The sequence below is a fragment of the Marinobacter sp. R17 genome (assembly GCF_003789045.1).
Taxonomy (GTDB): Bacteria; Pseudomonadota; Gammaproteobacteria; order Pseudomonadales; family Oleiphilaceae; genus Marinobacter_A; species Marinobacter_A mangrovi.
In genome coordinates, this window is record NZ_RHGZ01000019.1 from 80,023 (window position 1) to 93,573 (window position 13,551).

General features: G+C 61.5%; 9 protein-coding genes. 7 read left to right on the top strand and 2 right to left on the bottom strand.

Annotated features, from left to right (window positions below; all coding sequences use genetic code 11):
• Positions 1–75 precede the first annotated feature (75 nt).
• Positions 76–3,990, top strand: coding sequence for an ATP-dependent RNA helicase HrpA (gene hrpA, locus EB809_RS14130; RefSeq protein WP_190294914.1), 3,915 nt, complete (start codon positions 76–78; stop codon positions 3,988–3,990).
• A 108-nt stretch (positions 3,991–4,098) separates the two neighbouring features.
• Positions 4,099–5,220 (top strand): beta-ketoacyl-ACP synthase III, encoded by a 1,122-nt coding sequence (locus EB809_RS14135; RefSeq protein ID WP_123635476.1) that lies wholly within the window; start codon positions 4,099–4,101, stop codon positions 5,218–5,220.
• 104 nt (positions 5,221–5,324) lie between these two features.
• On the opposite strand, the gene EB809_RS14140 is transcribed toward EB809_RS14135, so the two are convergent.
• On the bottom strand, positions 5,325–5,690 hold the full coding sequence (locus EB809_RS14140; protein ID WP_223807970.1) for an acyl-CoA thioesterase: 366 nt from the start codon (positions 5,688–5,690) through the stop codon (positions 5,325–5,327).
• Positions 5,691–6,156: 466 nt separating this feature from the next.
• Here EB809_RS14140 and EB809_RS14145 point away from each other — a divergent pair, with 466 nt between their 5' ends.
• From EB809_RS14145 to dinG, 5 genes are all read left to right on the top strand, one after another.
• Positions 6,157–6,921: a VacJ family lipoprotein gene (locus EB809_RS14145; RefSeq protein ID WP_123635477.1), complete on the top strand. Its 765-nt coding sequence runs from the start codon at positions 6,157–6,159 to the stop codon at positions 6,919–6,921.
• Positions 6,922–6,973: 52 nt separating this feature from the next.
• Positions 6,974–8,458, top strand: a complete 1,485-nt coding sequence (locus EB809_RS14150; RefSeq protein WP_223807971.1) for a DUF3336 domain-containing protein — start codon at positions 6,974–6,976, stop codon at positions 8,456–8,458.
• 159 nt (positions 8,459–8,617) lie between these two features.
• On the top strand, positions 8,618–10,432 hold the full coding sequence (locus EB809_RS14155; RefSeq protein WP_123635487.1) for an ExeA family protein: 1,815 nt from the start codon (positions 8,618–8,620) through the stop codon (positions 10,430–10,432).
• Between the two features lie 4 nt (positions 10,433–10,436).
• The gene (locus EB809_RS14160; protein WP_123635478.1) at positions 10,437–11,225 is read left to right on the top strand and encodes a general secretion pathway protein GspB; all 789 of its coding nucleotides are present in this window, start codon (positions 10,437–10,439) and stop codon (positions 11,223–11,225) included.
• The gene (gene dinG, locus EB809_RS14165) at positions 11,225–13,363 is read left to right on the top strand and encodes an ATP-dependent DNA helicase DinG (protein WP_123635479.1); all 2,139 of its coding nucleotides are present in this window, start codon (positions 11,225–11,227) and stop codon (positions 13,361–13,363) included. Before EB809_RS14160 ends, dinG begins: the two co-directional genes overlap by 1 nt.
• 71 nt (positions 13,364–13,434) lie before the next feature.
• Here the strand turns inward: dinG and EB809_RS14170 are convergent.
• The coding region (locus EB809_RS14170) for a transposase (RefSeq protein WP_148079186.1) at positions 13,435–13,551 on the bottom strand (117 nt) is incomplete at its 5' end.

Sequence of the window (13,551 nt, forward strand, 5' to 3'; positions counted from 1 at the left end):
GAGACCGATGGCTTTACGGATCTGTTATCGTGTTCTCCAGAATTTTCCCGTTCCAATCCATAACCAGCAGGTTCAATGAGCAAGACGATCAGCCCTGAATCCTCCACCGATATCCCCACAGGTCCGGCTCTGGATGCCCGCTTTGCGGCGATGCCCCAGCGTTACGTGGCGCGCATCAAGAAACAGCTGGCGCGCAGCAAGGGCCGTCCCGGCGAAGCGGACCGCGCGAAGATTCTGCGCTGGCTGGAAGAGGGCGAGGCGGACTATCAACGTCGGGTCGATTTGCGCCCGCGAATCGAGTATCCCCCGGAGCTTCCGGTCTCTGAACGGGTAGCGGATATTCGGGAGGCCCTGGATCATCATCAGGTGGTGATCGTGGCCGGGGAAACCGGGTCGGGCAAAACCACCCAGATCCCCAAGATCTGTCTTGAGGCCGGGCGCGGAACCCGCGGCCTGATCGGTCATACCCAACCCCGGCGTCTGGCGGCGCGCAGCGTGTCATCCCGGATTGCCGAGGAAATCGGTGAGCAGGTGGGTCAGCGCGTGGGTTATCAGGTCCGATTCACCGACAACACCAGCGCCGATTCGCTGATCAAGGTCATGACCGACGGCATCCTGCTGTCCGAGATCCAGCACGACCGCTTCCTGGATCGCTACGACACGTTGATTATCGACGAGGCCCACGAGCGCAGCCTGAACATCGATTTTCTGCTGGGTTACCTGCGCAACCTGTTGTCGAAGCGCCCTGATCTCAAGATCGTCATTACGTCGGCCACCATCGAGGTGGACCGGTTCAGTGCGTTTTTCAGCGATGCGCCGGTGATTGAAGTCTCCGGGCGGACTTACCCGGTGGAAGTGCGCTATCGCCCGCTGGTGGGCGAGGATGACGACAAGGACCAGGGCTGGTCCGACGGTGTGGTGGAAGCGCTGGAGGAGATTGAAGCCCACGAACGCAGCAGCGGGCAACGTCCGGGCGACGTGCTGGTGTTCCTGCCCGGCGAGCGTGAAATCCGCGAGATGAGCAAGGCGTTGCGTCATGCGGATCTACGCCACACGGAAGTCCTGCCGCTGTATTCCCGATTAAGTGCCCGCGAACAGAACCGGATCTTCCAGGGTCACGCCGGGCGCCGGATTGTGCTGTCCACCAACGTGGCGGAAACGTCGCTGACCGTGCCCGGTATTCGTTACGTGATCGATACCGGCGTCGCCCGCATCAGTCGCTACAGCGTGCGTTCGAAGATCCAGCGTCTGCCTGTGGAACCGATTTCCCAGGCCAGCGCCAATCAGCGCAAAGGACGCTGCGGCCGGGTGGCGCCGGGTATCTGTTTCCGTCTTTACGACGAAGCCGACTTCCTGAGCCGCCCGGAGTACACCGATCCCGAGATCCTCCGGACCAACCTGGCCTCGGTCATCCTGCAGATGGCGGTGTCCGGTCTGGGTGATATTCGCAATTTCCCGTTTTTGGAAGCGCCCGACAATCGCCTGGTCAACGACGGTTACAAGCTGCTCGAAGAGCTGGGTGCGGTGAACCCGAAGCGTCAGCTGACCAAGCTGGGCCGGACCATGGCACGCCTGCCGGTCGACCCGCGTCTGGCGCGAATGCTGGTGGCCGGCGCCGAGCAGGGCAGTCTGGCCGAGGTGCTGGTGGTCATCGCCGGCTTGAGCGTTCAGGACCCGCGGGAGCGCCCGCAGGACAAGCAGCAGGCGGCCGATCAGGCCCACGCGCCGTTCAACGACAAGGAATCGGATTTCGTCACCCTGCTCAATATCTGGAATGTTTACGAAGAGCAGCGCCAGGACCTGTCCCAGAACCAGTTGCGCCGTCTGTGCCAGAAGTCGTTCCTGTCCTACATGCGGATGCGGGAGTGGCGGGACGTCCATCGCCAACTGACGTTGCTGTGCCGGGATCAAAAGCTGCCGGTCAACACCAGGACGGCCAGCTACGAGGCACTGCACAAGGCCATTCTTTCCGGTCTGCTGGGGCAGGTGGCCACCAAGTATGAAAAGCGGGAGTATCTGGCGACCCGCAATCGTAAGGTGATGCTGTTCCCCGGCTCCAAGGTGGCGAAGACGACACCGAAATGGATTGTCGCGGCGGAGATTGTCGAAACCAGCCGGGTGTTTGCGCGCATGCTGGCCCGTATCGAACCGGAGTGGGTCGAGCCGCTGGCCGGGCATGTGGTGAAGCGTCATTACTTCGAACCCCACTGGGAACGCAAGCGCGCCCAGGTGGTGGGCTACGAAAAAGTCAGCCTTTACGGGCTGGACATCGTACCCCGCCGGCGTATTGGCTACGCCAAGGTGGACCCCGCGGAAGCGCGCCAGCTGTACATCCGGCGGGCGCTGGTTGAGGGCGATTACAGCACCCGGGCGCCGTTTATTCGCCACAACCGGGAGATGCTGGACACGGTCGAGGGTATGGAGCGCAAGTCCCGCCGTCGGGATTTGCTGGTCGATGAAGAAACGCTGGTGGCTTTCTACCACGAGCGTCTGCCGGATTCGGTGGTGAGCGGTCAACACTTCGAAACCTGGTGGAAAGAGCTTTCTGCCAGTGAGATCAAGGCGCTTGAGCTGACCGAAGCGGATATTCTCCAGCGCGATCCGGATGCGGGACTGGAGACAGAGTACCCCGACGAGCTGCAGTGGGAAGGCGTCCATTACCCGTTGAGCTACCAGTTCGAGCCCACCAGCCAGGACGATGGCGTCACCCTGCAGGTCCCCCTGATGGCCCTGAAACAGGTGCCGGCCCATCGGGTCGACTGGCTGGTACCGGGGCTGCTGCGGGAGAAATGTATCCATCTGGTGAAAGGGCTGCCCAAGGCCATCCGCCGGAATTTCGTGCCGGTCCCGGATTTTGTGGATGCCGCGCTGGCCAACATGACACCGTCCAACGAACCGTTGACCGAGAAGCTGGCGGATCAGCTGCGCCGCATGACCGGTGTTCGTATTGATCCGGAAGCCTGGCAGGGCATCGAGCTGCCGGCCCACCTTCAGATGAATATCCGGGTCGTTGACGACCAGGGTGGCAAGCTGGCCGAGGGGCGGGACGTTACTGATATCCAGTCGCGCCTGGAAGGCCGGGCGGAAGAAGCGCTGTCACAGGCGCCGGAGACCGGTCCGACCAAAGACAGCGAGCCCGCCGAACACTGGGCCTTCGGATCGCTGCCCGAATCGGTCGACACCGAGAAGGGCGGCATGCGTGTGCGGGTTTATCCGGCCCTGGAGGACCTGGGTCGACAGGTGCGTCCCATTCGTTGCCTGGATCCGCTGACGAGTCGGCGGGTCACCGAACGCGGTGTCGCGAGACTGATCGTCAACCGGTTCGGCAGTACGCTGGACGGCATCGAACGCAAGCTGCCCGAGTTCAAGAGCGCGGCGCTGCTGTTTGCGCCGGTGGGCAAGGCCGAGTCACTGCGGGACGACCTGTTGATCTCATCGGTCATTGATCATTTCCTGGCCGAGAGCTTGCCGCGTGATAAAGCGGCGTTCGACACGCTTTTCGACGCGCATCGCGGCGACTTCATCCCGTACCTGGAAGAGCGGACGCGATTGGTGCACGCCATTCTCAAGACCTACAACGGCTTGATGAAGCAGCTCAAAGGCAAGATTCCCCTGGCGCTGGCCAACAGCATGGCGGATGTGAAATTCCAGCTGTCCCAGTTGATCTATCCAGGATTCCTGGTGGCCACGCCGGGCGAATGGCTGGCGCATTTCCCGCGCTACCTGGACGCCGTTGAGGTCCGCCTGGAGAAAATGCCGCGGGAGATGGGGCGCGAGCGGACCTTCCTGCACGAGTTCGAAGGGCTCTGGTCCCGCTACGCCAAGCGTCGCGACGCCCACGAAAAGCAGCGTCTCAGTGACCCTGAACTGCTGCGGTATCGGTGGATGCTGGAAGAATACCGGGTGTCGTTTTTCGCGCAGCAGTTGGGGACGGCCACAACCGTATCGGTCCAGCGCCTGGACCGGCAATGGGAAAAGGTGAGCACCTGACGCCGGCCTGTCCCTCCGCAAAGTGCTCCAGGATGCGTCGTTGCGGCTGCAGAACAGGCTCTGTGTGTTACTATTTGGTGCAATTACATCTGAATTCTGGAGTGTCACGTGATCAAAGCCGTCATCAGCGGAACCGGGCTGTATACCCCGCCAGCGTATATCGATAACGAAGAACTGGTCGACGCGTTCAATGCCTATGTCGAACGCTTTAACCGGGATCATGCGGAAGAGATCGAACGCGGAGAATGCGAGGCCCTGCTGCCGTCGGCACCGGAATTTATTGAAAAGGCCTCCGGCATCAAGCGGCGCCATGTGATCGACAAGGATGGCATCCTGGATCCCGAGCGCATGTGTCCGCGGATTCCCGAGCGCGCCAACGACGAGCCCAACGTTCAGTGTGACATGTCCGTGGTGGCGGCCAGGCAGGCGCTGGAACAGGCCGGTCGCAATGCAGACGACGTGGATGCGGTGATTGTCGCCTGTTCGAACATGCAGCGCCCGTACCCGGCTATTTCCATCGAGGTTCAGGCGGCGCTGGGCATCGACGGGTTTGCTTATGACGTGAACGTGGCCTGTAGCTCCGCCACGTTCGGCCTGCAGGCAGCGGCGAACGCCGTCGAGAACGGTACTGCCAACGCCGTGTTGGTGATCAGCCCGGAGATCTGTTCCGGCCATCTGAATTTCCGCGACCGGGACAGCCACTTCATCTTCGGGGATGCCTGCACGGCAATTCTGGTCGAGCGCGAAGATCGCGTTGCTGACGGACAGGGCTTCGATATTCTGGGCACGCGCCTGAAGACGCAGTTCTCCAACAACATACGGAACAACTTTGGCTTCCTCAATCGGGGCGCCGAAGAGGGCATTGGCAAGCCGGACAAGCTCTTTATCCAGCAAGGCCGCAAGGTGTTCAAGGAAGTCTCACCGCTGGTGGCTGAGACCATCCAGGGCCATCTGGCCAGTCTGGAATTAGAGCCGGAAGACCTGCGCCGGATGTGGCTGCATCAGGCCAACCTCAACATGAACCAGTTGATTGCACGGCGCGTGCTGGGCCGGGACGCGACCATCGAGGAAGCGCCGGTGATCCTCGATGAATACGCCAATACCAGCTCCGCGGGCTCGATCATCGCTTTCCATCTGCATCGCGATGACCTGGTCAGCGGCGATCTGGGTGTGATCTGTTCCTTCGGGGCGGGTTATTCGATTGGCAGCGTTGTGATCCGGAAGCGCTGATCGGTCTGAAACGTTGTGAAACCCGCCTGTTGAGCAGGCGGGTTTTTTCTTGGATGAACCCAATCCGGGCGAGGATTGCCCGCAAATTCGGCAGGATCAGGCATTTATTCTGCCGCCAGTGCGCGTAATCTGTCGGGCAGCCGTGTCGACTTCCTCGTTTGGTGGTCGAACCAGACGATCTTGGCGTAGCCCTCGGCGTACTTGTCGCCGGTGGCGCTGTCGTGAAGCGTGTAGAACGTCTCCAGGCTGCTGTTGCCCGCTTTGCCGGCATAGGTACTGACGGTCACGGTGGCCGGATAGTTCAGTTCCTTCAGGAAGGTGGCGCTGGTCTTGATGATGACCGGCCCCGTACCGTCCGGAAGGTTGCGCAGGTTCTCAGAACCCAGCCACGTGATACGGGCTTCTTCAAAAAAGCGGAAATAAACCGTATTGTTGGCGTGCCCATAGGCATCCATATCTCCCCAACGCATGGGGATGTCCAGGGAGTGGATAGGGAGCCTCGCAGTCACTCCAAATCGCCTCTGGCGCTCAGAGCGGGTCACAGTCAAGGCGCGACTTTGCAGGAAGGCTGGTTGCCTTTCAAAAAGTCGCAACGTAGAGTGTGGATCGCTCAGAGCGCCCCATGGGGCACGCTCTGAAGACAGCATCTGCGGCGTTGCAGCTCTTGGCAAGGGGGCAGCCATTCCCGGCGAACTGCGCCTTGCAGCTACAGCCTTCAGAGCGTGCAGAGGCGATTTGGAGTGACTGCGAGGCTCCCCGTTTTCCGAATTCTGACATGGCTTGTTTCCCTCATCGGAGCTGTTGTTCCGGTTGCCCGCCAACGTCAAAAGACGCTATTCGAGGCAGCTTCAATTGCGGTATATGCGGATGACCGTATCCGGCGCGACGGGCTATTTTCGATAAAACTTGTTTGAAGTCAAAATATCAGGCTGCTAAATGAAATTCCTGACTGCTTTCGCCGGAGCCCGCCATGGGCGTGTTGCACTGGTTTTACTGACCTTTCTCGCCGCCAATCACGCGCTGGCCCAGCAAAGTAAGGGTCCCAAGGATGAGCGCGATCCCTGGGAGGGCTGGAACCGAAACGTCTATGCGTTCAACGAGTTCATCGACGACTGGTTCCTGCGCCCGGTGGCCGAGGGCTACCGGTTTATTACGCCGGATTTTGTCGACAAGGGCGTGACCAACTTCTTCACGAATCTTGGCGAGCTGAATAATTTCGTCAACAGCGTGCTGCAGTTGAAAGGGGAATCCGCGGTGGTCGCGCTGGGTCGATTCACCTACAACACCACATTTGGTCTTGGCGGTCTGATTGACGTGGGCACGGCGTTTGATCTACCTGAGCGTCCCGAGGATCTCGGCCAAACCCTCGGCTACTGGGGTGTGGGTAGCGGGCCCTATCTGGTCCTGCCGTTCCTGGGGCCCTCGACCGGTCGTGATTTCGGTGGCCTGGTCGGCGACCTGACGGTGATGCCCAGCACCTGGGATTACATCGAGAGCCCGGAAAATTACTACATGCGCGGACTGCAAATTGTGGACAAGCGGGCCGATCTGATTCCGGCAGAAAGTTTTATCTCGGGCGACAGCTACACTTTTGTCAGGAACGCCTACCTCCAGCGTCGGCAATTCCTGATCAACGATGGCAAAGTTAAAAGCGACCCGTTTGCCAACGACGATGACGATGTGATGCTCGACAATTTCTAGGTCAAGCCGATAGCCGATTGCAAGGCGTTGGCGTTGGCTCCGCCAGGGGACCATGATGATTGCAGCCGGCAAGATCGAAAAGTATCGCAAGCGCCTGGCCCAGGCGCCGAACTACGAGATGTGGAAGGCCGCGGCCCTGGAGTTGGACTACCTCGAGGGCAACGTCGAATGGAAGGAAGAGAATCCGTCGGATCTCTATCACTATGAGCTCATCTACGACCGCCTGACCCACCTGCGGGAATACCACCAGAACCAGGATTACGAGCGACTGCGGCGGGCGCTGCGCGAAGGGTTGCACCACGATCTCGGCAATATGGGGAACCCGGCGCTTTACAGCCGTTCACGGGTGGGTACCAAACACCTGATCGAGACCTACATCAATCAGGTCTGCGAATCCCTGGATTTTCTCTGCGACCAGCCGATCCCGGGATTCATTCCCGAGGCCAAACTCCGCTTTTTCCAGGACACCCTGACCAGCTACGGCCGGCCCGCACTGCTTCTAAGCGGTGGCGCTTCCCTGGGGACGTTTCACCTGGGGGTGATCAAGGCGCTCTGGGAGCGGGGCCTGTTGCCCCAGACGATTGCCGGCTCCAGCGTGGGCGCGATCGTGGCCGGTATCCTGGGCACGCACACCGACGCTGAAATCCCCGACCTGTTCAATCCGGAAACCCATCACCTCAAGGCCTGGAAATGGAACGGTCTGCTGCGCGGACTCAACGGCCAGGGTTTTATGGACCAGAAGCAGCTGCTGGCCAATTTACGCGCGAATATGGGCGAGTATACGTTTGAGGAAGCCTTCGACCGGACCGGTCGTTCGATCAACATCAGCGTTTCTCCGGTACAGGCCAACCAGAAATCCCGGCTGTTGTGCGGGTACACCTCGCCTTATCTGCTGGTCTGGAGCGCCGCGCTGGCCTCGGCGGCCGTGCCGGGCATCTTCCCGCCGGTGACCTTGATGAAGAAAGACCTGCAGGGGGCCGTGTTGCCTTACATGCCCCGTCTCAAGTTCGTCGACGGTTCGGTTGTCAGCGATCTGCCCATCGAACGATTGATGCACCTGTACGACGTCAATTACACGATCGTCAGTCAGAGCAACCCGCATGTGGTGCCGTTCCTGAACCGGCGGGGCCGGGATGAAAAACTGGGCCTGCTGAACCTGCCCATGCACGTCCTGAAGTCCGAGGTGCAGTTCCACGGCACCGGGCTGTTCGACTACCTGCGCAAGCGGGTGCAACCGGAGCTGTTCCGTCAGGTGGCCGGCCACCTGTATACCATCATGGCCCAGCGTTATTCCGGGGACATCACCATCGCGCCGCATTATTCCTGGCGCCACTACTCGCAGATGCTGTCCAACCCATCGCCGGCGTTCATTCGCCAGATGATGCTGGAAGGGGAGCGGGCGACCTGGCCCAAGATCTCCATGATTCGGTCACACGCCAAGATCTCGAAGACGCTGGAGCGGTGTATCCAGAGAGTGCGTGATCAGATGCAGAGTCGACGTGGGGATCTGCGGTTGGTTTCTTCCCAGGAAACCTGAGTTGCATTCCGAAACCTGCCTGACGTGAAGGCAGGCGTTGAGCTCGAATTGCCTGGGTCACAGAAAGACGCCGAAGAGCACGACACGTGGTGACAGTGATAAGAGCGGGACGGTATCATACGGGGTTCCTGGCAATATCCCGTGACAGACTGGACACCCATGTACTACGAGTTTTTCGGCTTTCGGGAACCTCCCTTCTCGATTGCGCCGGATCCCCGTTATCTCTATTTGAGCGAACGGCACAAAGAAGCATTGGCGCACCTGATGTATGGCGTTCAGGGGCAGGGCGGGTTTATTGTCATCACCGGCGAAGTCGGCACCGGCAAAACCACCGTCTGCCGCTGCTTCATCGAGAACGTGCCCGAGAACGTGGATATTGCCCTGGTGCTGAATCCGCGGTTGTCAGCCCGCGAGTTGCTGTCCAGCATCTGCGATGAGCTCGGTATTCGCCATCCCGCCGGCAGCACCATCAAGCGCCTGATCGATCTGGTGAACCAGCACCTGCTGGATGCCCACGCCCGTGGCCGGCACCAGGTACTGATCATCGACGAGGCCCAGAACCTGTCGGCGGATGTGCTGGAGCAACTGCGCTTGCTCACCAATCTGGAAACCGCCGAGAAAAAGCTGTTGCAGATTGTCCTGCTGGGCCAGCCCGAACTTCAGGAAATGCTCGAGACTAGGGAGCTGCGGCAACTCGCCCAGCGGGTCACGGCACGATACCACCTGGATGCCATCGATCGCAGCGAACTGCCGGCCTACCTGCGTTATCGCCTGAGCGTGGCGGGGCAGCGCAGTGAATTCTTTAATTCGGCCCGCATGGCCCAGCTCTATCGTCTGAGCGGGGGGATTCCGCGCGTCATCAACCTGATTTGCGATCGGGCGCTGTTGGGGGCCTATTCCGAAGGGACACACGAAGTTAACCGTGACCACATTGCCCAGGCCGCCCGGGAAGTGCTGGGGCGCCCGCACCCGAGGCTGCCGATCAATAAGCTGAAATTACGCTACGTCGCCGCGGCCGCCGCCTGTCTGATGGTGGTGCTTTTCCTGGGCTGGAGCGCGATTGATCCGTTAAGCCCGGGCACGTCAGAACCGGTGGCGGAAACAGCGACGGCCGCTGAAGTGCCCGAAAAGGAGATAGCGCCGTCGACTGAGGCCAAGGTCGTAGCGGATCCCGAAACGGCCGACGGCGACGCTGTCGCCGATGCGGCTGAAGAGTCCGCCGAAGCCACCGAAACCGCTGCCTCGTCCGGTGGCGAAGTGGTCCGCGCCGTGGCAGAGCAGCCGTTTACCGGCAATCCCAACGGGGCCAACGGTGACGGCAATGTGCCTCCGAACTGGCTGTCCCTGCTTGACGACGCGGGCCGCAGTCAGGTCGAGGCCTATACACAGCTGTTTTCGCGCTGGGGCTTCGATTACGATGCGGGCCAGTACCATTACGCCTGCGATTTTGCCGAGACCGTGGGGTTGAGCTGTCTGCACCGGCAGGGGAACTGGCGCAGCATCGAACAGCTCAACCGACCGGTTATCCTGAAGCTGTTCGATGACAAGGGCGATCCGCGCTACGCCACGCTGATCGCGCTGGAGGGTGGCGAAGCCAAGCTGGTGCTGGGCGAGCAGACACTCAAATTGTCCACGGACCTGGTGGATCGCTACTGGCTGGGGGATTATTCCCTGGTCTGGCGCCTGCCGCCGTACCGGTCCAGCCTGGTCCCGAATGACGAGGCCGTCGGCGAGGAAGCCTGGCTGAGCGCCAAGCTGATGCAGTTGATCAGTACGCTGGAGAGTAACATCACCAAGCAGGATGAGCTGATGGCGGCCAGCCTGAAAGATCAGATCGTCTGGTATCAGTCGCTCAATGGCCTGATACCGGACGGGATTGCCGGAGCCAAGACACTGATCCAGATGAATTCCGATCTCTATCCCTCAATCCCACGACTTTCACCCGCGCGCCGTCAGACGGCGGAGGTTCACTGATCGCATGTCGTACATTCTCGATGCGCTCCGCAAGTCCGAGAGCGACCGGCAGCAGGGTCGGGTGCCGGATCTCGCCCAATCCGTGCAGATGGTGCATAAACCGCGTCGCCGGTCTATGCCCGTCGGTGGCTGGGTGGCCATCGCCCTGGTTTTCAATGGCCTGATCCTGGCGGCCATTTTCTGGCCGGGTAGTGGCTTCCTGGCCAGTTCTGTCGATAAGCAGGCCTCCGCGTCGCCTGTGGCTGATGAAACGCCCAAGGTCAGTGCAAAAGAAGCGGCGACCCAGGCTGTGGCGCCGGAAGAGTCGAAGCCGGCTGCGCAGCCTCAACAGCAGGCGGCCGCTGACACGCAGGATGAGGCGCCCACGGTGATCACGCCGTCCACCTCCCGGGAAGAGCCGGCGCAGACCTACGCCGAGACGGAGTACCCGGAAGCAGTTGGTGCCTCCACCGCTTCGGACGAGCCGACGCTCATCGTACCGTCCCAGCCGGATGCATCGACGCCGGCGCTGCCGGCCTCCAGCTTTGATTTTGCCGACGGGCCGCCGGTGGAGCATCTGGTCGAGAAGCCGATCGCGTTCCAGCGCAAGATTCCGGACCTGCATTTCAGCAGTCACATCTACGCGTCGGATCCGGCGGCCCGGCGGGTCATGATCAATGGCAACTACCTGCGGCCGGGTGACAGTTTCTCCGGCATCCGGGTGGAGGCGATCACCTCCGACGGCGTGATTCTCAGTGCCTACGGCGAGACCTTCCGGGTCGGTGTCGTCCGCGATTGGACCAGTCCCCGCTGATGCCTCTGAACGACGACGTCAAACAGCGTATCCAGCAGGGTTACCGGGATCTTCTCAGCGGCAAGTCCGTCAAGGCCCGCTATGGCCAGCGGCTGATGATTGCGGAGATCGCCCGCTACCTGGGTGGCATCACCGAGGGTGACGGCGAGCGCACCTCGCCGGCGTCGGCCTGCGTGGTGGAAGCGGGCACCGGTACCGGCAAGACGCTGGCCTACCTGCTCGCCGCCATTCCCATGGCCCAAGCGTTGGGCAAGAAGCTGGTGATTTCCACAGCCACGGTCGCCCTGCAGGATCAGATCGTCCAGAAGGACCTGCCGGACCTGCGCAAGCACACCAAGATTGATTTCGACTGGACGCTGGCCAAGGGTCGGGGCCGTTACCTGTGCCTGTCGCGCCTGGAGGGGCGCCTGCACGACGAGGGCGTTCAGGACAGCGATACCATGCCGCTGTTCCTGCTGGACAAGGAGCAGGAAGACGAGCCGGGCACCCGGGAATTTTTCGAGGAAATGCTGGGCCAGTACGCCTCCCGCAATTGGGACGGCGACCGGGACCACTGGCCGCAGCAGATTCCGGATGACATCTGGCGCCAGGTCACCACCGACCATCGGCAGTGTACCAACCGCCATTGCAGCTACTTCGACACCTGCGCCTTCTTCGAGGCCCGCAAGGGCGTTGACGAGGTGGATGTGATCGTTGCCAACCACGATCTCGTGCTGGCGGATCTGGCGCTCGGCGGCGGGGCCATCCTGCCCAAGCCGGAAGAGGCCATCTTCATCTTCGATGAGGCCCACCATCTGCCTGACAAGGCGCTCAACCACTTTGCCGCGTCGGTGTCCCTGAACGGGACCCGCAGCTGGTTGAAGCAGCTGTCCCAGGTCATCGTGAAGATGAAGCCGCATCTCGCGCCGGTATCACACGCCTCCAAAACGCTCGATCGGATCAGCGAAGCCTCCCGCGACTACGATACCTTGCTGGGGCAGGTCTTTGAGCTGGCGGACAAGACCATCGAGTGGACGTTCGAGGATGAGCGCAACACCGCCCAGTGGCGTTATCCGGATGGGGAACTTCCCGAGGATATGGCCAGGGCGGCGGTTGAAGCCGGTACGGCCAGCGCAACGCTGACCCGGCAGCTGGGCGTTCTGGCCGACGAAATGCAGAAAGCGTTCGATGACAAGCGGGAGCATGACGTCGACCGCCAGACCGGCGAGGCCTGGTTCCCGGTCGTCGGCAGCCTGCACAGCCGGGCAGAGGACCAGCACCGCCTCTGGATGGCGTGGCAGGCGGCACGCGAGGACCGGGGGCCGCCCCCGGCACGCTGGGCGGTACGGCAGCGGTTCGATCACAGCGAAGACATCACGTTCTTCAGCAGCCCGGTCCTGGCCGATAGCCTGTTGTACGGTCGGCTGTGGTCGCGTGCTTACGGGGTCATCCTGACCAGCGCCACGCTGACGGCACTGGGCAAGTTCGATCGCCTGCGCAGCCGGGCCGGACTGCCGGAAGCCAGCAACTACCTGGTGGTGCCCAGCGCCTTCCGCTATGGGGATATGGCCTCGGTGGAAGTGCCGGCGATGTCAGCGCTGCCCACGGATGCGGATGCCTTCACCGGGGCCCTGGTGGAGCGTTTGCCGCAGCTTTGGGAAGACGGCCTGGCCACGTTGGTATTGTTCACCTCACGCCGCCAGATGAACGCGGTGCGGGACAAGCTGTCCCCGGAATGGCCGGAACTCATCACCACCCAGGACGACATGGCGAAAGGCGAGGTGCTGCGGCATCACCGAGAACGCATTGACGCCGGTCAGCGCAGCGTGCTGTTCGGTGTGGCCAGCTTTGCCGAAGGGATTGACCTGCCGGGCGACTACCTGCAGCACGTGGTGATCACCCGACTGCCGTTTGCCGTGCCCGACGATCCCATCGACGCCAGCCTGGCGGAGTGGGTCACGGCCCGGGGTGGCAACCCGTTCATGGAAATCACCGTGCCGGATGCCTCCATCCGCCTGGTACAGGCCGCCGGCCGCCTGTTGCGAACGGAGCAGGACACGGGCCGCATCACCATTCTGGATCGCCGCATCGTCACCCGCCGCTATGGCCAGCTCCTGCTGGATGCCCTGCCGCCATTCCGTCGGGTCATTTCCCCCTGATCCCAAGACTGCCGGCCTGGGCGGAAGCGTGGGCCGACCTCGACCTTGTTTTCCAGCCACAAAAAAAAGGTTCATCGCACTTTACCGGGAAAAGCGGCTTTGATTTTCAGGAAGAAGTAGTCGTTATCCCGGTAGCCGTACGCCATCCGCTTGATCACCTTGATTTTATTGTTCATCCCCTCCAGCAC